The 25,584-nt window shown below is 67.9% G+C and carries 24 protein-coding genes; 16 read left to right on the top strand and 8 right to left on the bottom strand.

Annotated features, from left to right (window positions below; genetic code table 11):
- The first annotated feature begins 18 nt into the window (after positions 1 to 18).
- From AAC691_RS10605 to AAC691_RS10580, 6 genes are all read left to right on the top strand, one after another.
- Positions 19 to 1,296 carry an ATP-binding protein gene (locus tag AAC691_RS10605; RefSeq protein WP_342630032.1) on the top strand — a complete coding sequence of 426 codons (1,278 nt, stop codon included), beginning with the start codon at positions 19 to 21 and terminating at the stop codon, positions 1,294 to 1,296.
- A 73-nt stretch (positions 1,297 to 1,369) separates the two neighbouring features.
- Positions 1,370 to 2,374: a phosphate ABC transporter substrate-binding protein PstS gene (gene pstS / locus AAC691_RS10600; RefSeq protein ID WP_323992569.1), complete on the top strand. Its 1,005-nt coding sequence runs from the start codon at positions 1,370 to 1,372 to the stop codon at positions 2,372 to 2,374.
- 588 nt (positions 2,375 to 2,962) lie between these two features.
- Positions 2,963 to 4,654: a hypothetical protein gene (locus tag AAC691_RS10595; RefSeq protein WP_342630031.1), complete on the top strand. Its 1,692-nt coding sequence runs from the start codon at positions 2,963 to 2,965 to the stop codon at positions 4,652 to 4,654.
- A gap of 208 nt (positions 4,655 to 4,862) precedes the next feature.
- Positions 4,863 to 6,218 carry an inorganic phosphate transporter gene (locus AAC691_RS10590; RefSeq protein WP_342630030.1) on the top strand — a complete coding sequence of 452 codons (1,356 nt, stop codon included), beginning with the start codon at positions 4,863 to 4,865 and terminating at the stop codon, positions 6,216 to 6,218.
- 190 nt (positions 6,219 to 6,408) lie between these two features.
- A complete protein-coding gene (locus AAC691_RS10585) occupies positions 6,409 to 6,915 on the top strand; it encodes a peptide deformylase (protein ID WP_342630029.1) in 507 nt (168 codons plus the stop codon).
- 203 nt (positions 6,916 to 7,118) lie between these two features.
- Positions 7,119 to 7,751 (top strand): LysE family translocator, encoded by a 633-nt coding sequence (locus tag AAC691_RS10580; RefSeq protein ID WP_342630028.1) that lies wholly within the window; start codon positions 7,119 to 7,121, stop codon positions 7,749 to 7,751.
- A 159-nt stretch (positions 7,752 to 7,910) separates the two neighbouring features.
- Here AAC691_RS10580 and AAC691_RS10575 read toward each other — a convergent pair whose 3' ends face one another.
- The gene (locus AAC691_RS10575; protein ID WP_342630027.1) at positions 7,911 to 8,678 is read right to left on the bottom strand and encodes an amino acid ABC transporter ATP-binding protein; all 768 of its coding nucleotides are present in this window, start codon (positions 8,676 to 8,678) and stop codon (positions 7,911 to 7,913) included.
- Entirely contained in the window at positions 8,665 to 10,233 is a 1,569-nt protein-coding gene (locus AAC691_RS10570; protein WP_408906082.1) for an ABC transporter substrate-binding protein/permease, read from the bottom strand. Before AAC691_RS10570 ends, AAC691_RS10575 begins: the two co-directional genes overlap by 14 nt.
- 309 nt (positions 10,234 to 10,542) lie before the next feature.
- Here AAC691_RS10570 and AAC691_RS10565 point away from each other — a divergent pair, with 309 nt between their 5' ends.
- Positions 10,543 to 11,316 carry a class II aldolase/adducin family protein gene (locus tag AAC691_RS10565; protein WP_342630026.1) on the top strand — a complete coding sequence of 258 codons (774 nt, stop codon included), beginning with the start codon at positions 10,543 to 10,545 and terminating at the stop codon, positions 11,314 to 11,316.
- 18 nt (positions 11,317 to 11,334) lie between these two features.
- On the opposite strand, the gene AAC691_RS10560 is transcribed toward AAC691_RS10565, so the two are convergent.
- Positions 11,335 to 11,787 carry an ArsR/SmtB family transcription factor gene (locus AAC691_RS10560; protein WP_408906081.1) on the bottom strand — a complete coding sequence of 151 codons (453 nt, stop codon included), beginning with the start codon at positions 11,785 to 11,787 and terminating at the stop codon, positions 11,335 to 11,337.
- The gene (locus tag AAC691_RS10555; RefSeq protein ID WP_342630025.1) at positions 11,784 to 12,500 is read right to left on the bottom strand and encodes a peroxiredoxin; all 717 of its coding nucleotides are present in this window, start codon (positions 12,498 to 12,500) and stop codon (positions 11,784 to 11,786) included. Before AAC691_RS10555 ends, AAC691_RS10560 begins: the two co-directional genes overlap by 4 nt.
- A gap of 134 nt (positions 12,501 to 12,634) precedes the next feature.
- Between AAC691_RS10555 and AAC691_RS10550 the strand changes: the two genes are divergently transcribed.
- The 4 genes from AAC691_RS10550 to AAC691_RS10535 all read left to right on the top strand — a co-directional run bounded on the left by AAC691_RS10550 (position 12,635) and on the right by AAC691_RS10535 (position 17,419).
- Positions 12,635 to 13,594 carry an MBL fold metallo-hydrolase gene (locus AAC691_RS10550; protein WP_342630024.1) on the top strand — a complete coding sequence of 320 codons (960 nt, stop codon included), beginning with the start codon at positions 12,635 to 12,637 and terminating at the stop codon, positions 13,592 to 13,594.
- A 17-nt stretch (positions 13,595 to 13,611) separates the two neighbouring features.
- The gene (locus AAC691_RS10545) at positions 13,612 to 14,391 is read left to right on the top strand and encodes a sulfite exporter TauE/SafE family protein (protein WP_342630023.1); all 780 of its coding nucleotides are present in this window, start codon (positions 13,612 to 13,614) and stop codon (positions 14,389 to 14,391) included.
- Positions 14,392 to 14,467: 76 nt separating this feature from the next.
- On the top strand, positions 14,468 to 15,085 hold the full coding sequence (locus tag AAC691_RS10540) for a nitroreductase family protein (protein WP_342630022.1): 618 nt from the start codon (positions 14,468 to 14,470) through the stop codon (positions 15,083 to 15,085).
- Positions 15,086 to 15,202: 117 nt separating this feature from the next.
- Positions 15,203 to 17,419: a glycoside hydrolase family 3 C-terminal domain-containing protein gene (locus tag AAC691_RS10535; protein ID WP_342630021.1), complete on the top strand. Its 2,217-nt coding sequence runs from the start codon at positions 15,203 to 15,205 to the stop codon at positions 17,417 to 17,419.
- 15 nt (positions 17,420 to 17,434) lie between these two features.
- Here the strand turns inward: AAC691_RS10535 and AAC691_RS10530 are convergent, their stop codons facing one another.
- Entirely contained in the window at positions 17,435 to 17,623 is a 189-nt protein-coding gene (locus tag AAC691_RS10530; RefSeq protein ID WP_342630020.1) for a DUF1737 domain-containing protein, read from the bottom strand.
- A 143-nt stretch (positions 17,624 to 17,766) separates the two neighbouring features.
- On the opposite strand from AAC691_RS10530, the gene AAC691_RS10525 reads away from it, so the two are divergent.
- Positions 17,767 to 18,522 carry a dienelactone hydrolase family protein gene (locus tag AAC691_RS10525; protein WP_342630019.1) on the top strand — a complete coding sequence of 252 codons (756 nt, stop codon included), beginning with the start codon at positions 17,767 to 17,769 and terminating at the stop codon, positions 18,520 to 18,522.
- 152 nt (positions 18,523 to 18,674) lie between these two features.
- Positions 18,675 to 20,348, top strand: coding sequence for a M28 family metallopeptidase (locus tag AAC691_RS10520; RefSeq protein ID WP_342630190.1), 1,674 nt, complete (start codon positions 18,675 to 18,677; stop codon positions 20,346 to 20,348).
- 22 nt (positions 20,349 to 20,370) lie between these two features.
- Here the strand turns inward: AAC691_RS10520 and AAC691_RS10515 are convergent, their stop codons facing one another.
- A complete protein-coding gene (locus AAC691_RS10515) occupies positions 20,371 to 21,201 on the bottom strand; it encodes a LytTR family DNA-binding domain-containing protein (protein WP_342630018.1) in 831 nt (276 codons plus the stop codon).
- A gap of 145 nt (positions 21,202 to 21,346) precedes the next feature.
- Between AAC691_RS10515 and AAC691_RS10510 the strand changes: the two genes are divergently transcribed.
- Positions 21,347 to 22,324 (top strand): dienelactone hydrolase family protein, encoded by a 978-nt coding sequence (locus tag AAC691_RS10510; RefSeq protein ID WP_342630017.1) that lies wholly within the window; start codon positions 21,347 to 21,349, stop codon positions 22,322 to 22,324.
- Here the strand turns inward: AAC691_RS10510 and AAC691_RS10505 are convergent.
- Positions 22,313 to 23,230 carry a LysR family transcriptional regulator gene (locus AAC691_RS10505; RefSeq protein ID WP_342630016.1) on the bottom strand — a complete coding sequence of 306 codons (918 nt, stop codon included), beginning with the start codon at positions 23,228 to 23,230 and terminating at the stop codon, positions 22,313 to 22,315. The two genes, AAC691_RS10510 and AAC691_RS10505, sit on opposite strands and share 12 nt — an antisense overlap.
- A gap of 132 nt (positions 23,231 to 23,362) precedes the next feature.
- On the opposite strand from AAC691_RS10505, the gene AAC691_RS10500 reads away from it, so the two are divergent.
- The gene (locus AAC691_RS10500; protein ID WP_323992531.1) at positions 23,363 to 23,758 is read left to right on the top strand and encodes a cupin domain-containing protein; all 396 of its coding nucleotides are present in this window, start codon (positions 23,363 to 23,365) and stop codon (positions 23,756 to 23,758) included.
- Positions 23,759 to 23,775: 17 nt separating this feature from the next.
- Positions 23,776 to 24,012 (top strand): tautomerase family protein, encoded by a 237-nt coding sequence (locus AAC691_RS10495; RefSeq protein ID WP_342630015.1) that lies wholly within the window; start codon positions 23,776 to 23,778, stop codon positions 24,010 to 24,012.
- On the opposite strand, the gene AAC691_RS10490 is transcribed toward AAC691_RS10495, so the two are convergent.
- Entirely contained in the window at positions 23,991 to 25,517 is a 1,527-nt protein-coding gene (locus AAC691_RS10490; RefSeq protein WP_342630014.1) for a PLP-dependent aminotransferase family protein, read from the bottom strand. The two genes, AAC691_RS10495 and AAC691_RS10490, sit on opposite strands and share 22 nt — an antisense overlap.
- Positions 25,518 to 25,584 lie beyond the last annotated feature (67 nt).

Genomic DNA, 25,584 nt, shown 5'->3' with positions numbered 1-25,584 from the left:
GGGCAGGCTGCGCCCGGCATGAGGGTCGAGGACCTCGTGGCGGCGGGCGCGGTGCTGTCGGCGGCCTGCATGGCCTGGCGCCTGGCGCGCCGCCGGCCGGGCGATGGCGCGGCGCCGGCCGGCGCCGATCCGGCCCGCGCCATCCCGCCCTCGGCCGACGCGCTGGCGCGGATGATCGAGACGCTGGACCTGGTGCCGGCGGCGATCCTGGTGCTGGATGCCGGCGGGCGCATCCTGCATGCCGGTCCCGGGGCGTGGGAATTGTTCGGCGACAGCCTGGGCGCCATCATCCGCCATCCGGCGTCGCAATCGGCGCTGCTGCGGCTGCGCGACGGCGATCGCGGCGAGGTCGATCTGGTGCTGGACGTCCCGGTGCGGCGCGCGGTGCGCGGCCAGTTCCGCCGCGTGCGGATCGCGCAGGGGGAATCGGTGGTGCTGGCCACCCTGCTGGACTGGAGCGAGCAGGACGCGGTCGAGCGCATGCGCACCGATTTCGTGGCCTATGCCAGCCACGAACTGCGCACGCCGCTGGCCGCGCTGATCGGCTTCATCGAGACGCTGCGCGGTCCGGCCGCCGAGGACCCGCCGGCGCAGCAGCGTTTCCTGGGCGTGATGGCCGGGCAGGCGGCGCGCATGCAGCGCCTGCTGGACCGCCTGCTGATGCTGTCGCGCGTGCAGATGACCGAGCATCGCAAGCCGCGCGGCCTGGTCGATCCGGCGGCGACGATCGCCCGGGTGCGCGACGAGGCCGCGCCGCTGCTGGATGGGGGACCCGCGACGCTGCATGTCGACCTGCCGCCCGCGCTGCCGGATTTTCCGGGCGATTCGGACCAGGTCGTGCAGGTGTTGCTGAACCTGGTCGAGAACGCGATCAAATACGGTTCGGGCGAAAGCGACCGCGCGGTGCGGATCGGCCTGCGGGCGCGGCAGACCGGGCCCGGCGGGGCGGCGATCTCGGTCGGCGCGGTCAGGCCGCCGGCCATCGGGGGCGCGCGGACCGGCATCGCCTTCAGCGTGACCGATAACGGACCGGGGATCGAGGCACGGCATATTCCGCGTCTGACCGAGCGATTCTATCGCGTCGAGGGCACGGTGGCCCGGCGCACCGGTACCGGGCTGGGCCTGGCCATCGTCAAGCATATCATCGACCGCCATGACGGCCGCCTGACGATCGAAAGCGTGGTCGGGCAGGGGACCGCCTTTACAGTCTGGTTTCCTTTGGGTGATACGATGTCATCGAAACGTCATGAAACTGTCACAGACACATCACCCCCTCAGCCCGCCGATCCGGGCTAGGACGGGGGCGCCCGGGGACGCCGCCGGTGTCCGCCGGGACGTTTTTCACGCTCGTTCAGGGATACGGAACCCGATGCGCCGTCCTGCCATTTTGTTTGCCGCCGCCTTGCTCGCAAGCGGCTCCGTCGTCGTTGCCGCCGCGCATGCCGCGGACATCACCGGCGCCGGATCCAGCTTCGCGGCCCCGATCTATGAGGCCTGGGGCGCGGCCGGCCGTGACGCCAGCGGCGTTACCGTCAATTACCAGAGCGTGGGCTCCAGCGCGGGCCAGAACCAGATCCTGGCCGGCACGGTCGATTTCGGCGCGTCGGACGCGCCGATGGACCCGGCCAAGCTGGCGAAGGGCAATCTGTTCCAGTTCCCGACCGTCATGGGCGGCATCGTGCCGGTCGTGAACGTCCCTGGCGTCACGGCGGACACGCTGCGCCTGACGGGCGAGGTGCTGGCCGGCATCTATTCGGGTGACATTTCCGACTGGAACGACCCGAAGATCGCGGCCCTGAACCCGGGCCTGAAGCTGCCGGACCTGCCGATCGCCAGCGTGCATCGCGCCGACGGCTCGGGCACGACCTTCGTGTTCACCTCCTACCTGGCCCGTTCGTCGCAGGCGTGGCATGACGGCCCGGGTGCCGGCAGCTCGATCGCCTGGCCGGGCGGTGTCGGCGCCCGCGGCAATGACGGCGTCGCGGCTTCGGTCCGCAACACCGAGGGCGGCATCGGCTATGTCGAATTCGCCTATGCCAGCCGCAACCACATGACGACGGTGCAGCTCAAGGACAAGGCGGGCGATTTCGTCACCGCCAACCTGGACAGTTTCGCCCGCGCCGCCGCCGCCGCCGACTGGGCCGGCGCCAAGAACTTCGCCGTCGACATGCTGGACACCGCCGGCAAGGGCGCATGGCCGATCGTCTCGGCGACCTATGTGCTGGTGCCGAAGCAGGCGAAGGACCCGGCGCAAGGCGCCGCGGTGCGCAAATTCTTCGGCTGGGCCTTCGACAATGGCGACGGCATCGCGCGCGGCCTGGACTATGTCGTCCTGCCGGCTTCGGTGAAGGCATCGGTGCGCGCCGCCTGGTAAACGGCACGGCCGGACTGACGATACGCGGGCGGGGGCCCTGGTCCCCGCCCGTTTTTTTTGCGTCCGGCCCAATATTCTTCAGGAATATTCATGTCTATACGGCATGGCGACGAAATCGCGGAATCGATCATCGCATGGTCGATATGACCGAAAACCCAGAAAAATCATGTCTTTCGCGGAAGCGACCGATTTTGACGCGGCGTTGCGGGACCAGCGGTATCGAAACGGAACTGTAGCATGAAAGACACAAAATTGAGGGGCACATGCGGCTCCGTGGTTCATTTTCGCCAGCCAACACGTATTTTTGTCAATATTTTACGTATTCATATCATGAAAAACGCGAAATGAACAAATATTACAAGAATAAAAATATCTGTATCTCCTGACATAGTCTGACATAAACAATTTATGCTGTTGTTAATTTACATTTATACGAGTTATTATAATAATATCGTGATCGATATCGATCGATACGCCAAATTTATACTTTTGTCATAAAAATTTAACATATCTGTCCTAGAACCTTCTTTGGATTAACACGAGGCAATTTTCTACCTGGGGCCATTCACCTCTTATGGGAAAAAAACGGTGCCCGTCTTTACACGCAAGAAGAGCATTCTCTTTCTGACCAGCGCGCTGGTCTGGACGCAGTGCCTTCCCGGCAAGTCCGCGCATGCCGAGACGTCGATCGAGACCATGGAGAAGCAGATCCGCCTGCTTCAGGTTCAGTTGAAGGAATTGAAGGTCCAGCAGGCCCGCCGCGACCGCGAGGTGCAGGAAGCGCGCGCCGCCGCCCAGCAGGCCCGTGTGGAAGCCGAGAGCAACCCGTACGCCATGCGCCGCGCCTATGCCAACGGCGCGCAGGGCCTGGCTACGCCGTCGGCGCTGGCTACCCCGGTCTACAGCACGCCCTATGGCCAGATCACCGGCATGCCGGTGGGCCGCAAATCGGCCGCCGCGCCGTTCCATAAGGGGCAGTTCGCGATCGGCGGCGTGACGATCACCCTGGGCGGCTTCGTCGAAATGGCGGGCATCTTCCGTACCCGTAACGAGACGGCGGACATCAGCTCGAACTTCGGCGCGATTCCCTGGAAGAATTCGCCGAACGCCCACATGAACGAGTACCATCAATCCGAACGGCAGAGCCGCTTCGCGGCGCTGGTGCAGGGCGACCTGAACAGCCGCCTGAACGTGTCGGGCTATACCGAGCTGGATTTCCAGGGCGCCGGTTCGTCCTCGAACTCGCGCCAGTCCAACTCCTATGTGCTGCGGTCGCGCCTGATGTATGCCGAACTGCAGGACAAGCCGGATGACTGGTATGTCGCGGGCGGCCAGATGTGGTCGATGGCGACGATGTTCAAGCACGGCATGGGCCTGCGTGACGAGAACATCCCGCTGGTGATCGACGCGCAATATATTCCGGGCTTCACCTGGACGCGCAATACCGGCATCCGCGCCGTCAAGGGCTTCAACCACGGCGAGTACCATATCGGCCTGGCCCTGGAAAACCCGCAATCGGTCTGGGGCGGCACCACCTATGTCCCGCCGGGCGCGACGTCGGTCACGATCAACAATCCCGGCGGGCAGGTCGACAATCCCAGCACGACCTATTCGGATGACGTGGCGCCCGACATCATCGTCAAGGGCACGGCCGATCCCAGCTTCGGCCATTTCGAAGCCCTGGGCATGATGCGCTTCCTGCATGACCGCGTCAGCTATCTGGGCCATGGCAACAGCCATGTCGTGGTGGCCGGCGGCGGCGGCGGCGCGATGCTGGTCCCGCTGATCAAGCACAAGCTCGACTTCCAGGCGTCGGGCCTGGTCGGCAACGGCATCGGCCGTTACGGCACCACCAACCTGGCGGACGCGACCACCAACCGCTTCGGCACGCCGGTCGCCCTGCCGGAAGCCCAGGTTCTGGCCGGCCTGATCGGCCATCCGGCGAAGTCGGTCGACCTGTACGCCTATGGCGGCATGGAAGACATCCTCAGCGGCCGCTACTTCAATGTCGGCAGCAAGGCCTACGGCTACGGCAACCCGAACTTCGTGACCACCGGGTGCGACACCGAGGGCTCAACCGCGTGCTCGGCGAACATCCAGCGCGTGATCCAGGGCACGGTCGGCATGTGGTGGCGCTATTTGCAGGGCGATTACGGAACCCTGTCGTTCGGCGCTCAGTATTCCTACACCAATGTCGCGGGCTTCCGCGGCACGGGCGGCGTGCCGCACACCGACGACAATATGGTGTTCCTCTCGATGCGCTATCTGCCTTTCCAATAAGACGCAGGTTGCGTGCCGTCCGGCATGGCGCGGCGTCCCCGGTGTTCCGGGGGCGCCTTTTTTTTCGAATTCGCATCGGTGCCATTGCATGCGTCGATGCGCCGCCGGGCGCAAGATCCGTGAAGATTTCATGAACGGACCGATCATTCGTGAAAAATCCCCAATATTTCTATAGTCAGGTCACGTCATCTCAATTGGTCGCGGTGCCATGCTTCATTTTGAGCCCTTTTCGATTTTTTCCATTCTGGCGCTGATCGTCTGTTTCCTGCTGGTCTGCGTGTTCGAATTCGTCAACGGATTCCACGACACGGCCAATGCCGTGGCGACGGTCATCTACACCAATTCGCTCAAGCCCCGCACGGCGGTGATCTGGTCGGGGCTGATGAATTTCGTCGGTGTCGTGCTGGGCGGCATTTCCGTGGCCTATGGCCTGGTGGAATTGCTGCCGGCCGACGTGCTGTCGCCGCCCAACGGCGACCCGGCGGTGCCGATGCTGATCGCGCTGTTCGGCACGGCCCTGTTCTGGAACCTGTTCACCTGGTGGTTCGGCATTCCCAATTCCAGCTCGCATTGCGTGATCGGCGCGCTGATCGGCATCGCGGTGGGCGATGCGCTGCTGCATACGCGCGCGCTGGGCAACAGCGTCGACTGGTCGCAGATCTGGAAGATCCTGCGCGCACTGGCGATTTCCCCGCTCCTCGGGCTGATCGGCGCGGGGCTGCTGTATTTCATCCTGAAGCACCTGGTTCGCGACAAGGCACTGTACGAACCGCCGCAGGGCGACGCGCCGCCGCGGGGCTGGGTGCGCGGGCTGCTGATCCTGACCTGCACGGGCGTCAGCTTCTCGCATGGCAGCAATGACGGGCAGAAGAGCATCGGCCTGATCATGCTGACGATCATCGGTCTGCTGCCCACGACCTTCGCGCTGAATCCGGGCGCGCTGCCGCAGCTCGGGCACATCGCCCGGCACGCCATCGCGGCGGCGCCGCTGCTGGACAAATACGACCATGACGGGCTGCGGGACCAGGCCATGGCGTCGGCCGCGCGGCTGGCGCGCACCGATGCCGATCATGTCGCGCCGTCGCAATTGCGCGCCGATTTGTATGAGGTCGTGGCCGGGTTGAAGGCGGTGGCCGCCAACCCGCAGGCCACGGCCGAGGCGCGGGCCACGGCCAAGGGCATCAGCGCCAGGATGCGGCCGACGGTGGAATACGCGCCCTGGTGGGTGCGCCTGCTCAGCGCGCTGTGCCTGGGGATCGGCACCATGGTGGGCTATCGCCGCATCGTGCACACCCTGGGCGAGAAGATCGGCAACACCCACCTGACGCCCGCCCAGGGGGCATCGGCCGAACTGGTCGGCGCCGGCCTGATCGCCACCGCGGGCTATACCGGGCTGCCGGTCAGCACCACCCACATCATCACCGCCGGCATCGCCGGCACGATGCTGGGGTCGGGCTCGGGCATCAATCGCGGCATGCTGGTCAAGATCGCCCTGGCCTGGCTGTTCACCCTGCCGATTACCATCGCGATCGCGGCGGCGCTGTTCTACATCCTGGGCGGCTGAACGGGGCGCCTGAACGGGGCGGCTGAACGGCGGGGCGCAGGGATGAAGAAACTCCTGCCGCTTTTGCCAACAGGCCCTATCGTGCCATTATGAGCACGATGAACGTCTCGCTGCCCGAAGGGCTCAAGCACGCCCGCCGCGACAATGCGGCCGCGATGGCGGGTCCGGACATGGATGAGGGGCCGGGCTGGTGACCGTGCGCCCGCTCGTCATGGCCCCCGACCAGCGCCTGCGCCAGACGGCCCAGCCTGTCACGTCGTTCGACGCCGCACTGCGCGCGCTGGCGGACGATCTGCGCGATACAATGCGCGCCGCACCCGGGATCGGAATAACCGCGCCGCATATCGGCGTGCTTCAGCGCGTGGTGGTGCTGGACCTGCCGGACGGATCCGGCCCGCATACCTATGTCAATCCCGAGATCGTCTGGTCGTCGGACGAGACCATCCGGCATGAGGAAGGCAGCATCTCCATGCCGGGCGTCGTGGAAATCATCGAACGCGCGGCACGAATCCGCGTGCGGTATCACGACCTGGCAGGCAACCGGCAGATCGAAGAAGCCGACGGCCTCCGCGCGGCCTGCCACCAGCACGAGGTCGACCAGTTGAACGGACTTTTCTGGACCCAGCGATTGTCACCGCTGAAGCGCAGCCGGCTGCTGGCGCGCTACGAGAGGGCCAGGCGAGCGGGATCGCGGTGACGGTCGCCTGTGCGGGGTGAGCGGAACGCCCGTTGGCGGGCGGCATGACCATAGAAGCGGCCATTCATGTGGCCATCATTGGCAACAGCCATGCGGACAAAGCGATCATGCATAGGGCGATGAAGGGCTTTTGGCCGGCTGCTTGAAGTTTTCGTTCGGCTATGGCAAGGCAGAATTCCGGCATCTATTTCCAGGGGAACCCAATGCCGGATTTTTCCACGCTTATCCTATTCGCTTCCGCCGCGCTGATCCTGACCGCGACTCCGGGCCCGGATATGATCCTGATCGCGTCACGAAGTGCGAGCCAAGGTCGCGTATCCGGGTTTCTGACTTACTTCGGCATAGCAATCGGGACATACTGCCACGCAATCGCTGCGGCACTCGGCCTTGCGCAACTTCTCAAGACTGTCCCGACTGCCTATGAGTTCGTTCGCTGGGTCGGATGTGCATATTTGATTTACCTTGCGGTTAAAACACTGCGGACAGATGCCTTGTCAGGCGTTTCGACGAAAGCCATGATGAGAGTTGCAAAACTCCGTATATTCTTGCAGGGGCTGGCAACCAACCTCCTCAATCCTAAGATGGCATTGTTCGTCCTTGCCCTATTCCCGCAGTTCACTACTCCGGGTCATGGATCGATCATGTTGCAAATGTTGGTCCTTGCGACCATCCTCAATGTAGTTGGTTTTACCGTGAATGGATTGGTGATCCTGATTTTTGGGCGGGTCAAGCACGGCCTTCGGCTTGCGCCGAAGTTTGCGAAATTTCCAAATTATTTCCTCGCTTCTGTATTTTCAGGCTTGGCTTTTCGGCTCGCATTTGGTGCCCGCCGATGACTGATGTGCAGGCAATTATCAGCTTTGGGCCTCGTTCGGCCAGGCATGATACATTCAGGTTATGTCTTTTGAGAAAGCCATGACTACCGATTGAACAGCCGACATGAAGGCGATACCCGAAGTCCATGCAACCGCCATCCCCCCACATCGCACGCACCATCAATAGCGCAGCATCTGGCTCAGAAACGCACGGGCGCGCTCGGTCTGGGGCGTGGTGAAGAAGGCTTCCGGCGGGGCGTCCTCAAGTACGCGGCCCTGGTCCATGAACAGGATCCGGTCGGCGATGCGGCGGGCGAAGCCCATGTCGTGGGTGACGGCGATGGTGGTGATGCCGTCGGCGGCCAGGCTGTCGATGATGTCGACGATGCCCGACACCGCCTCGGGGTCCAGGGCGGCGGTCGGCTCGTCGAACAGCATCACCGAGGGCTGCATGCACAGGGCGCGGGCGATGGCCGCGCGCTGCTGCTGGCCGCCGGAAAGCTGGATCGGATATTTGCCTGCCTGGTCCGCGATGTTCACCTTGTGCAGGAAATTCATCGCCAGGGCTTCGGCCTCGGCGCGGCCCAGCTTCTTCACCACGCGCGGCGACAGGGTGCAGTTTTCCAGCACCGTCAGGTGCGGAAACAGATTATAGTTCTGGAACACCAGCCCGACCATGCAGCGCAGCCGGGTCAGTTCGATCGCGGCGTCGATCGTGGCGCCGTCGATCACGATCGTGCCGGCATCATGCGGCTCGATCCGGTTGAAACAGCGGATCAGCGTGGACTTCCCCGAGCCGGACGGCCCGAGGACCACGATCTTCTCGCCCCGCGCCACGCTCAGCGACACATTATGCAGCACCCGGAACGCGCCATAGGATTTCTGCACATTCTGCACGCTGATCAGCGGCATGCCGGCCTCGGGCCGGAAGGTGTCAGGCTGCGGCATGTTGGCTGGCCTTCAGTCGGTCGGCCCAGGCGAAGCGCCGTTCGATGCGCTTCTGGACCCAGAGGAAAAAGAACACGATCAGCAGGTAATAGATCAGCGCCGCCGCGTAATATTCGGTGAATTCGAAGCTGCGCGCCACGTTGATCTGGGTGGTGGCCAGCAATTCCTGCAGCGAGATGACCGAGGCGAGCGACGTCGTCTTGATCAGGCTGATGAATTCGTTGATCGTCGGCGGCAGGGCGATGCGCAGCGCCTGCGGAAAGATGACGTGGCGATAGACCTGCAGCCGCGACATGCCCAGCGCGTCGCCGGCCAGGGCCTGGCCCGGATCGATGGCCTGCAGCGCGGCGCGGTTGATTTCGACCTGGTACGCGGCCTCGTTGATCGACAGCGAGATCCAGGCGGCCAGGAACGGGGTGAACCAGCCCTCGCGAAAGATCGGGAAGAATTGCGGCAGCGCGTTCCAGACGAACAGCAATTGCAGCAGGGTCGGCGCCGCGCGGAACAGCCCGACATAGCAGCGGATGGCGGTCTTGGTCAGCCCGTCGCGCCCGTTCAGCTTCAGCGCCATCGGAATGGCCAGCAGGATCGCGCTGAAATGCGACAGCACCGCCATGGCCAGCGTGATCGCGGCACCACGCAGATAGGCGGGCGAGACCAGCGCCGCGCCGAACGTGCGCCAGTTGAAGCCGCCGGCGGCCGCGCCGCCCTGGACCGAGGCCGCGGCCGAGGGCGTGATCTGCCAGCGCTGCAGGATGGGCTGGAACTGCCCGCTGTCGTGCAGTGCGCGAACGGCGCCGTCCAGGGCCGTGCGGTCCTGCGAATCTTTGCGGATATAGATCGCGAAATCGCGGTATTCCGGATAGCTGGGCTGGAAGATCACCGAGACCTTGCCGTGCAGTTGCTTCTGGCGGAAATACAGCTCGACATCCTGGCTGACGAAGGCGAAGGCCCGGCCGATCAGCACCTGCTGCACCACCTGGTCCTCGGTCGGGTATTGCTGGATGATGATCGGCGCCAGATGGGAGGCAGCCAGCGCGGCGTTGTCCTGCGCGATCCGCGCGGCATAGCTGGTGCCCGACTGCACGGCCAGCACCTTGCCGGACAGCGCTTCCATCGCGCCGACGCGCGGCGTGCCGGCACGCGCCACCACCACCAGGCCGGTCTGCTGGTACGGCACGGCGTCGAAGCGCAGCTCGCGCGCGGGCTGGCGCAGCACGCCGCTGATCACCATGCCGCAGCGCCCGGCCTCCAGGCTGGGGAACAGCCCGATGAAATCCATCGTCACGAAGCTGACCGGAACATGCCAGTACCGGCCCAGCCAGCGCGCCACGTCGATGTCCACCCCCGCCAGGTCGCTGTCCGACGTGCCGTCGATGAAGGTCATGGGCGGCAGGGTCGGGTTGGTGCAGACGACCAGCCGGCCGTCGCGGACGAAGCCGGGCCGGCCCTCGGCCCCCGCCGGGGCCTGGGCGCGGGCGCCCTGAACGGTCAGGCAGGCCACCACCCAGAACAGGAGCGGCAGGAGAATGGTGGCATATCGGCTGCCGGACACGCATGCATCCTTCTTGCTGGGTCTGAAGCGCCATCATGGCGGGGGCGGTGCTCGCCGGCGCCAGCCTATCACGGTCCCACGCGACGGGGCCATGCTGGGGCAATATGGCGGGTGGACGGAGAAGAGGTTGAAAAACCGACATTTTTCCGTCTTCCGCCGTGATTGCTGAACTTCACTTTGATCGTTTCATATTTAATCCGGAACGACACCGCCGGACCTTCCGGCGCGTCGCGCCCGTGCGTCCGGGCGTGGGGTGCGCTAATATCCCGGTTATTCGTCCGTGTCGTTTTCGCCTGTCGGAGGGTCATAATGGAGAATCTGCAAAATACCGGGACCCAACCCGCCGAGGGGACCCGGCCCGACGAGGGCGCGCTGCGCCGCGACCTGGCGGCGGCCTATCGCCTGCTGGCGCTCTTCGGCATGACCGACCTGGTCTATACCCACCTGTCGGTCCGCCTGCCGGGGGCGGCGCACCGGTTCCTGGTCAATCCGTACGGCTATCTGTTCGAGGAAATCACCGCGTCGTCGCTGGTGGTGGTCGATGCGGACGGGCTGCCGGCGCAGCCCACCCTCTATCCGGTCAATCCGGCCGGATTCGTGATCCATTCGGCCATCCACCGCAGCCGCCCCGACGCGGCCTGCGTGATGCACACCCATACGCTGGCGGGCATGGTGGTGGCGGCGCAGGACGCGGGCATCCTGCCGCTGAACCAGATCAGCATCGAATTTTCCGGCGACGTGGCCTTCCATTCCTATGAAGGGATCGCCGCCGACGACAATCTGAGCGAGCGTGAGCGGCTGGTGCGCGACCTGGGCGACAGGAACGCGATGATCCTGCAGAATCACGGCCTGCTGACGGTCGGGCGCACTATCGCCGAGACGTTCTATCGTACCTATTATCTCGAGCAGGCCTGCCGCATCCAGGTGGCGGCGCAATCCACCGGGGCGGCGCTGCACGTGCCCTCGCCGGAGAAGGTCGCCCGCACCCGACGGCAATTCGCCGAGGAGGCGGACAAGGGCGAACTGGCCTGGCAGGCGCTGCGGCGCAAGCTGGATCGGGAACAGCCCGATTACCGGGATTGATGCGGGACCGGGCCGGGCTCAGGCCGCCGGACGCGGCAGGATGGCGACGAAGCCAGCGGCATCGCCGGGCGCTTCGTCCCGAGACGGGGCGCCCTCGGGCGCTCTCTCGGGCGTCGCCACGGAGGCCGGGCCGGCCGGACCGTCCGTACGGAAATCCGCATGGAGAAGCCCGAGGATCGCCCGGGCCTGGCGGCCGCATTCATCCTCGGCCAGCCGATAGCGCACCAGCCGCCCCTGGCGCCGGGTGGCGACCAGGCCGGCACGGCGCAGCTCGGCCAGTTGCTGGCTGAGCGCCGGCTGGCCGATGCCGGTCAGCGCCTCGATGTCGCCCACCGCGTATTCCTGTCCCCGATTGCCGTGCCCCGCCAGCAACGACAGGATCATCAGCCGCTGGGGTTGCGCCAGATGGCGCAGCCGCTCGGCCAGCCGCTCGGCGCCAGGGCGGTCCAAGGACATGGCGGGCGCGGTCACAGGGCCGCATCCGGCCGGGTCCGGCAGAACCATCCCGGGCCGGCGTCGGCGGCGTCCTGCGCCGTGCGCACGGCGGGCAGCACGATGTTTGCCCCGGGCTGCCAGCCCTCGGGCGTCAGCGCATCGCCCCGCGCCGCGCGCTGCAGCGCCGCGACCAGGCGCAGCATCTCGGCCACCGAACGCCCGACCGACATCGGATACCAGGTGATCGCCTGCACGATCCCCGCCGGATCGATGAAATAGCTGGCCCGCACCGTGGCGCTGTCACGGGCGGTGGCGTCCAGCATGCCGAAGGCGCGGCCGACCGCCATGGTCGGGTCCTCGACGACCGGAAAGGGGACGGGGGCGCCGAACTGGGCGCGGATGGCCTCGATCCACGCCAGGTGGGCATGCAGACTGTCCACCGACAGGCCCAGCAGCGCGCAGTCCAGCGCCGCGAACCGCTCGGCGGCGCGGGCCAGCGCCACGAACTCGCTGGTGCAGACCGGGGTGAAATCCGCCGGATGGGAGAAGAACACCAGCCAGCGCCCGCGATAATCGCTCAGCCGCATCGCGCCATGCGTGGTGCGGGCCGCGAAATCGGGCGCCGGATCGCCGATCCGCAGCGGCGCGATGCCGGAAGACGCCGCGGGATTCGGGGCGGCAGGACCAGGGACGGCAGGGACCGGAAGGGCGGGCTGCGCGGGACGGTCGGGCGTCGGGCTGTCGGACATGGCAGGGATGTCGCATTCCATGTGGCTTGACGCAATATCAGCCATTAAATACAGACATTATGAAAGTAAGAAATTGATCGCTGGCGAGCGGGCCTGCGTGCTAATCTGACGCCATCAGGAAAGGGTGCAGGACCATGATCGCCGATCCCGTTTCCCCCTCCGGAGCCGTCGCCGCCGATCCCGCCCGCGATGCCGCCGCCCGACAGGTCGCCGCCTGGTCGGGCCGGCCGGACGCGCCGGTGGTGCGCAGCTTCTTCGACCGGGCGACCTTTACCGCCACCCATGTGGTGCATGATCCGGCGACCAGGCAGGCGGCGGTGGTCGACAGCGTGCTGGATTACGACCCGGCCTCGGGCCGGACAGGGCACCTGTCGGCGCTGGCCGTGCTGGACTATCTGCGGGCCGAGGGGCTGCAGGTCGCCTGGCATCTGGAAACCCATGTCCATGCCGACCATCTGTCGGCGGCGCCCTGGCTGCAGCATCAGACAGGCGGGGCGCTGGCGATCGGGGCGGAAATCGTCCGCGTGCAGCAGGTCTTCGGCAAGATCTTCAACGAGGGCACCGAATTCGCCCGCGACGGATCGCAGTTCGACCGTCTGTTCACCGATGGCGAGACGTTCCGCCTTGGGGCGATCGACGCGATCGCCCTGCATGTGCCGGGCCATACCCCGGCCGACATGGCCTTCGTGATCGGCGACGCGGCCTTTATCGGCGACACGCTGTTCATGCCCGATTACGGGACCGCACGGGCCGATTTCCCCGGCGGCGACGCGCGGATGCTCTATCGGTCCACGCGGCGGCTGCTGTCGCTGCCGGATGCGACCCGGCTGTTCCTCTGTCATGATTACGGGGCGCCCGGGCGGCCGGATTTCGCATGGGAAACCACGGTGGGGGCCGAGCGCGCGGGCAATATCCACGTGCATGACGGCGTGGCCGAGGACAGTTTCGTGGCCATGCGCACGACGCGCGACGCGGCGCTGGACCTGCCGCGGCTGATCATGCCCTCGGTGCAGGTGAATATGCGCGGCGGGCACCTGCCGCCGCCGGAATCGAACGGCACGCGCTATATCAAGATCCCGCTGGACACGCTGTAAGCGCGCCGGCCGTCGCGATGGAACCCGTGCAGGCTGGGCTGGGCGTGCTGTCGGGCGTGCTGGTCGGTTTTACCCTGGGGCTGGTGGGCGGCGGGGGGTCGATCCTGGCGGTGCCGCTGATGGTCTATCTGGTCGGGCTGCGCGACGCGCATGTCGCGATCGGCACCAGCGCGGCGGCGGTCGCCGCCAATGCCCTGGCCGGGCTGGCCAGCCACGCGCGGGCGCGAACGGTCAGGTGGCGCTGCGCGGCGGTGTTCGCGGCGGCCGGGGTGCTGGGCGCGCTGCTGGGCGCGCATGAGGGCAAGATCATGGGCGGGCAGCGCCTGCTGCTGGCCTTCGCCGTGCTGATGGTGGGGGTGGGCGCGCTGATGCTGCGCGCGCGCCCGGGCGCGGGGGACCCGATGGCCACCTGCACCCGCGACAATGCGGGGCGGATCGCCGGCACGGGGCTGGCCACCGGCCTGCTGTCCGGTTTCTTCGGGATCGGCGGCGGGTTTCTGATCGTGCCGGGCCTGATGGCCTCGACCGGCATGCCGATCCTCAACGCGGTCGGCACCTCGCTGGTCGCGGTGGCCTGCTTCGGCTTCAGCACCAGCGTCAGCTATGCGCTGTCGGGCATGGTGGACTGGCCGCTGGCCGGGCTGTTCGTCGCGGGCGGTGTGGCGGGCAGCCTGGGCGGCACGCGGGCGGCCCGCCACCTGGCGGCGTCGCGCGGCCTGCTGACCCGGATCTTCGCCTGCATCATCTTCGTCGTGGCGGCCTATATGGTGTGGCGCGGCATCGCCGCGCCGGCCTAGGCGAATTTGGCCTACGCATTTCGCGGACGGAACACTAAGCTCGGAACGAATCGTCCCGTACCGAGGTGGATAGCTTATGACGACCGCGCCTTCCCGTGTTCCCACTCTGCCGGTTCACCGGTTTTTCGTCGATCGCTGGTCGCCGCGCGCCTATGACGGATCGGCGATGACCGAGGAGACGCTGCTGTCCTTCCTCGAAGCCGGGCGCTGGGCGGCCTCGGCCTATAATTCGCAGACCTGGCGCTTCGTCTACGCGCTGCGTGGTGGGCCGGACGGGGGCGCCGCGTGGGAACGGTTCGTCAGCTATCTGGTGCCGTTCAACCAGTCCTGGGCCGGCTCGGCCTCGGCGCTGGTCTTCGTGCTGTCGGCCACCACCATGGTGCCGCCGGGCAAGACCGATCCGGTGCCCGCGCCCACCCATGCCTTCGATGCCGGTGCCGCCGCCGCGCAGATCATGCTGCAGGCCACCGCGTCGGGCTGGGCCGCCCACGCGATGAGCGGCATCGACCATGACGCGATCCGCGCCGGGCTGGGCGTGCCCCAGGACCATGCGATTCATGCCGCGATCGCCATCGGCCGCCAGGCCCCGGCCGACACCCTGCCCGAGGGCCTGCGCGCCCGCGAAAATCCCTCGGACCGGCTGCCCCTGTCGCAGATCGCGTTTGCCGGCCATTTCGGCGGGGTCCGTTCGTAAACGTCCTTCGACGGGAATCAGCAACCGCCCGGCACGGGTCCGCGCACGCCGATACGCACGGACCCATGTCGGGCCGCGGTTGAATTGTTTCGACATCAAATTGAAATCAGGGGATTCATGAAGCGGCTGGGCTGGGTGAGGGGCGGGCTGTGCGCCCTGGTGGCGGCGGGCGCGCCGGTCGAGCCGCTGATGGCGCAGGATGGCGCGCAAGATGGCGCGCAGAGCGGGGCGCCAACGGCGGCGCAGCGGGCCGATGCGCTGCTGCGGCACATGTCGCTGCAGGACCAGTTGGCCCTGGTGTTCAGCCGCGACGGCGGCGGGTTCGGGGCGCATGCCATCCCGCGGGGCGCGCTGGGGTCGGCGGCCTTCCTGCTGCCGCCCGCCCATCTCGGCCTGCCGGCATTGGAGGAAACCGATGCCGGGCTGGGGGTGGGCGATCCGCGCCATGTGCGGCCCAACGGCCCGGCGGTCTCGCTGCCGTCCGGGCTGGCTACCGCCGGCACGTGGGATGTCGCCATGGCGCGCGCGGGCGGCGCGATGATCGGCGCCGAGGCGTGGCGCAACGGCTTCAACGTGCTGCTGGCCGGCGGCGCGGACCTGACGCGCGATCCGCGCAACGGGCGCAATTTCGAATATGCCGGCGAGGACCCGCTGCTGACCGGGCGGATCGTGGGCCAGACCATCGCGGGGATCCAGTCCCGGCACGTCATCTCCACGCTCAAGCATTTCGCGATGAACGACCTGGAAACATCGCGCATGACGCTCAGCGCGAACATCGCCCCGGCGGCGATGCGTGAGAGCGACCTGCTGGGATTCGAGATCGCGATCGAGACGGGACATCCGGGCGCGGTGATGTGTTCCTACAACCGGGTCAACGACCTCTTCGCCTGCGAGAACGCCTATCTGCTGACGAAAACCCTCAAGCAGGACTGGCATTATCCCGGATTCGTCATGTCGGACTGGGGCGCGGACCATACCACCGTCCGGGCCGCGCTGGCGGGGCTGGACCAGGAATCCTCGGGCGATACGATCGATGCGCGCCCGTTCTTCGGCCCGATGCTTGCCCAGGCGGTGCAGGCGGGTGCGGTGCCGCGCGCGCGGATCGCCGACATGGCGCGGCGGGTGCTGTATGCGGTCTATGATGTCGGGCTGCCCGAACATCCGCCGGTCATCACCCCGATCGACGCGGCGGCCGACACGGCGATCGCCGAGCAGGACGAGGAAGAGGGCGCCGTCCTGCTGCGCAACCGGGGCATCCTGCCGTTGCGGCGCGACGCGCATGTGCTGGTGATCGGCGGCCATGCCGATGCGGGCGTCATCTCGGGCGGCGGTTCGGCGCAGGTCGTGCCCATCGGCGGCAACGCGGTGCCGGCCGACGACAAGGCGCTGCCCTGGCCCGGGGCGCCGGTCTATTTCCCCTCCGCGCCGCTGCGGGCGATGCAGGCGCTGGCCGGCGAGAAGCTGGCCTATGACCCGGGCACCGATCCGGCCCGCGCGGCACAGGCGGCGCGGCAGGCCGACGCGGTGGTGATCTTCGCCACGAAATGGTCGGTGGAATCGATCGATTCCCCCGACCTGTCGCTGTCGGACGGGCAGGACGCGCTGATTGCCGCGGTGGCGCGGGCCAATCCGCATGTCGTGGTGGTGCTGGAAACCGGCAATCCGGTGCTGATGCCCTGGCTGGAGTCGGTGCAGGCCGTGATGCAGGCCTGGTATCCCGGTTCGGGCGGCGGCCAGGCGATCGCGCGGCTGCTCTACGGCGCGGCGGCCCCGTCGGGCCACCTGCCGATGACCTTCCCCCGCGCGGCAGCGCAATTGCCGCGCCCGGACATCGCGGGGGTGCGGGCCAATACCGTGTTCGACGTCCAGTTCCACACCGACCAGGAAGTCATGTACGACGAGGGCAGCGAGGTCGGCTATCGCTGGTTCGACGCGCGCCGCCGGCAGCCGCTCTTTCCGTTCGGGTTCGGCCTGACCTACACGGATTTCCGCATGGGCGATCTGACGCTGGCGGCATCGGGCCACGATGTCGTCGCCCGGTTCACCGTGCGCAATGTCGGGCCCCGTGACGGGGTCGCCGTGCCGCAGCTCTATGTCACGCTGCCCGATGGCGGCGGACGCCGGCTGGCGGGCTGGCAGCGCCTGACGCTGGCCAGGGGCGAATCCCAACAGGTGGCGGTCACGCTCGAGCCCCGCGTCCTGGCCCGCTTCGACGACGCGGCGGATCGCTGGCGGGTGCCGGCCGGGCGGTTCCAGGTCCGTCTCGCCACCGACGCGGCGGACCAGGGCACGGTGCGGGAAATCGCCCTGGCCGGCTGGACGATGGCGCCGTAGGGCCGGCGCCGCCGGCTATTCGTCGTCCGGCCAGAGGATCGCCTGGGCCACCACGACATTCTCGCCGTTGAAGGTGGCGGCGGGCGATCCATAGAGCCTGTAGCCCAGCTCGATCGCTTCGGAAACGCGGCGGCAGAAGGCGGCATCGTCCTTGCCGGTCAACAGCCGATAGCGCGGCATGCCGTCGGGCGGGGTGTGGGGCATCGGGGCTCTCCTGTCCTTGCGCGCGCCGGTGGTGCGTTTCGGATCGGCGCGCGATGGGCCATAGTGCAGAAAAACCGGGCCGGCGGAACCGCGCTTGCCCCCAAGGAAACATGAAAACAGGGAACAGAAAACAGGAGATGTCCATGCGCCCGCTGTCCATTCCCACGCCGGATGGCGTGATCGATGCCCTGGTCTTCGTCCCGGACGGCGCCGGGCCGCATCCGGCCGTGCTGCTGTTCAGCGATATCGGCGGGCTGCGTCCCAGCTATCACGACAAGGCGCAGCGGATCGCCGATGGCGGCTATGCCGTGCTGATGCCCAACATCTATTACCGCAGCGCCGCCGGCCAGGTCGTGCCCGCCGGCCGATCTTTCCGCGATCCGGACATGCGCAATATGCTGCTGGGCTATGCCGCCCATCTGACGCCGCCGGCGCAGGCGCGCGATTTTGCGGCCCTGCTGGCCGCGATCGCGGCCGATCCGGCCTTCGCCGACGGGGCGATCGGCACGGTCGGCTATTGCATGACCGGCGCCTTCGCGCTGCGCCTGGCCGCGCTGCATCCCGACCGGGTCGGGGCCGCCGCCGCGTTCCATGCCGCGCGCCTGGCCGATGGGAACGACCCCGACAGCGTCGTCCATGCGGTCGGCGGCATCGCGGCACGGGTCTATCTGGGCCACGCGGACCGCGACGCGCTGATGCCGCCCGAGCAGATCGCGGCCATGGACCGCGCCCTGGCCGAGGCCGGCGTGCATTTCACCACCGAACTCTACAAGGGCGCGCTGCACGGCTTCACCGCGACCGACGCCCCGGTTTATAACCCCGCGGCGGACGCGCTGCATTTCAAGCGCCTCTTTACCCTGCTGGACGAAACGTTGGGGGATGGTTCTGTTCTTTTTTGAAAAAAAGAACCAAAAAACTTCCGGACGTTCAGGAATTACGTGCCGGCCACACGCAAAGTCCCTAAACGAATAAAAGTCTTTTTGCTTCTTTTTCTTCAGAAAAAGAAGGTTCTTTTTGCCACTGGAGTGATGTTTTGCCGATCTCGCACCGCATGACCGCCGCGCTGTTGCCCGCCCTGATCCTCTCCCAACCTGCCCTTGCCCAGACCCCCCAGGCCCAGACCCCTTGGGCGCCGATCGACCCGGCGCGGATGTCGGCGGCGATGCGCACCCTGGCGTCGGATTCCTTCGCGGGACGGGCGCCGGCGACGGCGGGCGAGGCAAAGACGGTGGCGTGGCTGATCGCGCAATATCGTGCGATCGGGCTGGAGCCGGGGGGCGAGCATGGCGGCTGGACGCAGGTGGTGCCGCTGGTGCGCACCCGCATCGGCACTCCCGCGCGGCTGGATGTCACGATCGGCGGTGCGGCGACGCCTCTGGCGCCGGGGAAGGACATCTATCTTTCGACCCTGGTTCCGGATGCACGGATCCGGATCGACGGCGCGCCGCTGGTCTTCGTCGGGTACGGCGTGCACGCGCCCGAACGCGGGTGGGACGATTACAAGGGCGTGGACCTGAAGGGCAAGGTCGCGGTCTTCCTGGTCAATGATCCGGATTTCGACGCGCGGCCGGGCGAACCCGTCGCCGGCCGGTTCGGCGGCAGGACGATGACCTATTACGGGCGCTGGACCTATAAATATGAGGAAGCGGCCCGACGCGGGGCGATCGCGGCGCTGATCGTGCATGACACGCCGGGCGCGTCCTATCCGTGGACGACGGTGATCGCGCCGGGCGGCGAGGCGTTCGACATCGCGCGCACCGGCACGGCCGACCGGCCGGTGCCCTTGCAGGGCTGGCTGCAGGGCGACGCGGCGGCGCGGCTGTTCGCCCGCGCGGGGCTGGACCTGGCGGCGCTGCGGGTGCGGGCGCGCGATCCGGCGTTCCGGCCGGTGACGCTGCCGGGGGCGGCGTTCACGGCCGATATTCCGGTCTCGGTCGCGCATCTGCAAAGCCGCAACGTCATCGGCAAATTGACGGGCACGCGCCATCCCGACGAGACGGTGATGTTCGGCGCGCATTGGGATGCGTTCGGCACGGGGGTGGACGCGCAGGGCCGTCCCGTGATCCGGCGGGGGGCGATCGACGACGGGTCCGGGATCGCCGCGATCCTGGAAATCGCCCGCGCCTTCAAGGCGGGGCCGCGGCCCGAACGGACGGTGATGTTCGCGGCCTGGACGGCCGAGGAACGCGGCCTGCTGGGATCGAGCTGGTATGCGGCGCACCCGCTGGCGCCCCTGGCCAGGACGGCGGCGAATTTCACCATCGACGTGCTGCAGATGGCCGGGCCGTCGCGCAATGTCTTCGTGATCGGGGCGGGGCAGGACAGCGTGCAGGACGATTTCGCCACGGCGGCCCGCGCGCAGGGGCGCGTCGCGCAGCCCGAGGCGAAGCCCGAGCGCGGGGCGTTCTACCGGGCCGATCACCTGCCGTTCGCCCGGGCCGGGGTGCCGGTGCTGGCGGTGATGGACATGGCCGGGTTCCCCGACCTGCAAACCGGCGGCACCGCGGCCGGCGCGGCATGGCTGAAGGCCTATATGGAATGCTACCACCAGGCCTGCGACGCGTGGAGCCCGGCGCTGGACACGCGCGGCGCGGCGGAAGACGCGGCCCTGGTCTATCGGGTGGGCCGCGACCTGGCCTTCTCCCACGCCTGGCCGCATTGGAAGGCCGGGTCGGAATTCGCGGCAATTCGCGCGGCCAGCGCCGCCGAGCGCGGCGGAAACTGAACGGGCGTCCGCACGGAGCGGGTCAGGGCCGTTCGGGCGCGAGAAGCCCGGCGGCCCTGACCGACGCGACGTTGTTGCGAGAGATCGGGGCCTCGACGCCGGTTTTCAGGCGCAGGCGGAGATTGCGGCCGTCCCGGACCGTGCCCGTCACGGCGTGATGGCAGACCCACCATGACCGGTGCGTCTGCATGCCAAGCGAGGACGGCAGTTCCGCAACGGCCTGACGAAGAGGGAGCAGCACCAGGGCCGACCCGTTCGCGGTATGCACCCGGACGTAATGATCCTCCATTTGCAGCGCGACCAGGTCTCGGCCGAGATCGGGAGGCAGGCGCTGCCAGAAGGCCGGCGCGATGGCGCATCGTGACTTCGGCCCGGCGGTCGCGTCCGGTACCGGCGCGGGTCGTGGGGCAGAAACCGTGCCCGGCCTGGTGCCGGCCAGGTAGCCGAGCGCCAGCGGCAGGGAGATGACCAGAGTTTGGCCGTACCACCCCAGCAGGCCGATCCGCGCGACGGACTGGGGCCAGAGACGTGCCGCGATGACGTGGCATCCCAGGGAAAGCGGAATCGCCGCCAGCAGGAGGGACGGTCCGAACGTGCCCCACGGCGGGAAGCCTCGGCGGCGGCCGAGGCCGATCGCGGGGCGGACCGTCAGGCCCAGCAGCAGGGCGCCGTAGAGCGTGGTTCCGACCCAATAGGCCAGCACGCCAAGATGCGACGTGTTCCGGTAGCTGCCGAACGGGCCGGTCAGTCCGAGAAACGTTCCGGCGGCGAGGGACAGGAGCAGTTCGCGCGACCAGTCGCGCGCGCTGCCGAATAAGGGCGGCATCTCCGGCAATTCCAGTGCGTAAGACATCTCGGCGCTCCTGGTCCCCATCGGCCCGGACGTCCGTTCGCGTGCCCGTTCGCCTCTTCGCGAAGCAAGGCTGGCACAATTCGCGCCTGCCTGCCAACCGGGAGGGAAACGGGGGATCGCCATGCGTCGCATCTTGGGTCACATCTTGGTTTGTCTGCTTCTTTCGGGCGGCATGGGTCTGGGGGCGGCGATCTGGACTCCGCTTTGGGCGCGTGCGGTCGGTTTTGCCGTCTTGCAGGTGCCCAGCCGGGATGGCCCGGCGATCCCAGTGGCGGTCTGGTACCCGTCCGACGGCCGGCCGCGTCCCACGTCGGTCGGCCTGTTTCGGCAGTCGGTCGTTGCCGGCGGCCGTCCGGTCGGCCGTGATCTGCCGCTGGTCACGATCTCGCATGGCACCGGGGGCAATTTCGCAGGGCACTCCGACACCGCGCTGGCGCTGGCCCAGGCCGGGTTCGTCGTCGCCGCGCCGACTTACCTCGGCGATAATGTCCGCGATCAGAGCCGTGTGCTCGATCCCGCCTGGCGGGTGCGCCAACTGGAAATCGTGACCGACTATATGATCACAGCATGGTATCCCGGCACGGTGGATCCGGGCCGTATCGGCGCGTTCGGGTTTTCGGCCGGCGGATTGACGGCGCTGATTGCTGCCGGGGGAACGCCCGATCTGCGGCGTGTCGCGCCGCATTGCCGGGCGCACCCGGCGTTCTTCGTCTGTCGATTGGTCCAGGATCACCACGCCCCGCCCGGGCAGGCGGCGTTTCCCTGGGATCGCCGTATCCGTGCGATCGTCGTCGCGGCGCCGGCGCTGGGATTTGCCTTCACGCCCGAGGGGCTGCGACGCGTGACAATGCCGGTCCAGCTATGGCAGGCCAATGACGACCGGGTCCTGCCACCGGATTATTACGCCGCGGCGGTCAGGCGGGCGCTGCCGCGTCCGCCGGAATTTCACGCCGTCGCCAATGCCGGGCATTTCGATTTCCTGGCGCCGTGTTCGGCGTCTCTGGCGCGGATCGTGCCGTCCATCTGTGCCAGCGCGCCGGACTTTGACCGGGTCGCATTTCATCATGCGTTCAACGCGGCCGTCACGGCGTTCTTCGTCGATCATCTGGGGTCACGGCGCTGAAGCGCTTCCCGGCCGGGGCCGATGGCGCAGGGCCTCGACCAGCAGGGCGAAGGCGGCCGGGGGCTGGCGGCGGCTGGGATAATAGAGGTGATAGCCGGCGAACGGGGGGCACCACTCCGCCAGAAGACGGACGAGCCGGCCGCTGTCGAGATGGGGCCGGACCTGCTGTTCGGTCAGGTAGGCCAGGCCGAAGCCGTCGATCGCGGCATCGAGGATGCGGGTCGAGGTGTTGAAGACCAGCCGCCCCGCGACCCGCACGCGGAATGCGCGGCCGTCCCGCTCGAACTCCCAGGCATAAAGGCCGCCATGGGTGGGCAGGCGCAGGTTGATGCACTCATGCGCCGCCAGGTCCTGCGGCCTGTCCGGCGGCGGCCTGCGGGCGAGATAGGATGGCGCCCCCACCACCGCCATGCGCATGTCGGGCCCGATCGGCACGGCGATCATGCCCCTGGCGACGGTGTCGCCGGGGCGGACCCCGGCATCGTATCCCTCCGCCACGATGTCGGTCAGGCCGTACTCGACGGCGATCTCGACCCTGATGTCGGGATAGCGGGGCAGGAACTGCCGCAGCGCCGGCCACAGCACCGCGCCGGCGGCGTTTTCGGTGGCGGTGATGCGGATGGTGCCGGCCGGCCGCTCGCGCAGCGCGCCGAGCGCCGCCAGTTCGGCGTCGATCTCCGCAAGGCGCGGCTCCAGGGTCCGGAGCAGGCGCTGCCCGGCCTCGGTCGGGGCGACGCGGCGGGTCGTGCGCGTCAGCAGCCGGACGCCGAGGCGGGCTTCGAGGGCGCGGATCGTCTGGCTGAGCGCCGAGGGCGACACGCCGCGCAGCGCCGCCGCGCGGGTGAAGCTGCGTTCCTGCGCCACGGTGACGAAGGCCGCCAGGTCGTGAAGATTGTCCCGGTTCATTATGAAGTTTTACTCACAGGTCCATACGGAGAACAGCGTCTAATCACTGCGGGGGCGCGTGCTAATTTTTCCGGGTGCGACGGCGCGGCCCATGATGGCGGCGTGTCCGGACGCCCATGGAGGAGACACGTCATGGAGATCAGGCGAAGCGGTTCGCAGCCCTCCGGGACAGGGCCCGAGGCGTATTTCACCGGCACGGTGCGGATCGACCCGCTCTTCTCCCCGCCCGATCCGGCCCGCGTGACCGGCGCCCTGGTCACGTTCGAACCGGGGGCGCGGACGGCGTGGCATACCCATCCGCTGGGGCAGACCCTGATCGTGACGTCCGGCTTCGGATGGGCGCAGCGCGAGGGCGGCCCGGTCGAGGAGATTCGTCCGGGCGACGTCGTGTGGTTCGCGCCGGGCGAGAAGCACTGGCATGGGGCCTCGCCCGCCACGGCGATGAGCCATATCGCGATCCAGGAGAAATTCGACGGCTCGCCCGTGGACTGGATGGAAAAGGTAAGCGACGATCAGTACCGGACATAAGCCACGGAAGATGAACCATGCCGCATGTCATCGTGAAGCTGTACGCCGGCAAGTCCGAGGAACAGAAGGCGCGGCTGGCCGAGGAGATCACGCGGGCGGTGATGGCCGCCGTCGGCAGCAAGGAAGCGGCGGTTTCGGTCGGCATCGAGGACGTCGCGCCGGCGGACTGGGTCGAGACGGTCTATAAGCCCGATATCCTGGGTAAGCCCGGCACGCTGTACAAGAAGCCCGGCTACGACCCCACGGGCGGCTGAGGAAATCCCGCGCTTTCCGTCTCGCCCAGGATGGAACGGAGCGTGCTCCAGAGTTTCGGATGTTCGACCATGCTGACCGTGAAGCGCAGCATGGTCGAAGGCGCCTGGGTGGGCGAGAACAGCGCGCCCGGCGCCAGCAGGATGTCGTGATCGGCGGCCAGGCGCGTCACGGTTTCGGAATCGCGATGGCAGTCGGCCCAGACGAACATGCCGGCATGGGGCGGATGCGCAATGGTCAGGCCGCATTGGACCAGGGCGTCGATGCAATGATGGCGGGCCTGGTCCACCCGCTGGCGCAGGCGGGCCAGGTGGCGGGCGTAATGGCCCTCATGCAGCAGGCGATGCACCACCTGCTCGCCCAGGGATGGGCAGGTCAGCCCGGCCAGCAGCTTCAGTTCCGTCAGGCGGTCGATCAGCTCGGGCCGGGCCGCCAGCACCCCGACCCGCAGGCCGGCGGCCAGTGTCTTGGCATAGCCGCCGACCAGGATGACGCGCTGCAGCCGGTCCAGGGCCGCCAGGCGGATCGGCTGCCCGGGATGGAAATCGGCATAGGTGTCGTCCTCGACGATCAGGAAATCATGCCGCTCGGCCAGGCGCAGCAGGTCATGGGCGGCCGCCGCGCCCAGCGTGTGGCCGGTGGGGTTGTGCACCGCGCTGTTGATCAGGAAGAGTTTCGGCCGGCAGGCGGCGGCCAGCCGCTCCAGCGCCGCCAGGTCCGGCCCGTCCGGCCCGCGCGGCACGCCGACGATCCGCGTGCCATAGGCGGCCAGCCGCCCGAACAGCAGGAACCAGCCCGGATCCTCGACCATCACGGTATCGCCCGGCTGCACCAGCAGGCGCAGGATCAAATCCAGCCCCTGGGTCACGCCCGCAATGGTCATCAGGTTCCGGTCGGCATGGGCGGCGATCCCCTGCGCCTGCAGGCGAGAGGCCAGTTGCGTCCGCAACGGCGCGTGGCCGCGCGGATGGCCGTAATCCAGCATTGCGTCGCCCGCATTGCGCGCCACCGCGCGGATGGTGGCATTGACCAGCGCCCCGTCCAGCCAGCCGGCGGGCAGCAGCCCCGCCGCCGCCGGAATCTCGGCCGGCCGGTCGCTGAACATGCCGCGCAGCAGCCAGGCCACATCCAGCCGGGCTGCCGGCGGGATGGCGGGCGCGGCCGGCGGGGCCGGCACGGCATCGGCGATCGGCGGCACGCCGGCCCGCGCCCGCACGAAATAGCCCGATCCGTGCCGGGGTTCGACCAGGCCGCGCGCCACCAGCCGGTCATAGGCCTCGAGGACGGTGAAGCGGCTGACACAGGCGCTTTCGGCCATGCGCCGCACCGAGGGCAGGCGGCTGCCGGGGCGCAGCGCATGCCCGGCGATCCGCCCGGCCAGTTCGTCTTCCAACTGGGCCACCAGCGTCCGGTCGCCGCCGCGCACCGGCTGCCAGCGCGGAAAGGCGGCCAGGGACGGGATGGCCGGGGAGAGGGTGGCCAGGGAAGGGGTGGTCGCAACTGGCATGGTCCGGCCTCCGGAACAGTTTGAAGGAATATGTATCAACTGTACCGGTTCTGTTCCGGTCCTATGG

The sequence above is a fragment of the Nguyenibacter vanlangensis genome (assembly GCF_038719015.1).
GTDB lineage: Bacteria > Pseudomonadota > Alphaproteobacteria > Acetobacterales > Acetobacteraceae > Gluconacetobacter > Gluconacetobacter vanlangensis.
This window is presented reverse-complemented; position numbering and strand designations above follow the sequence as displayed.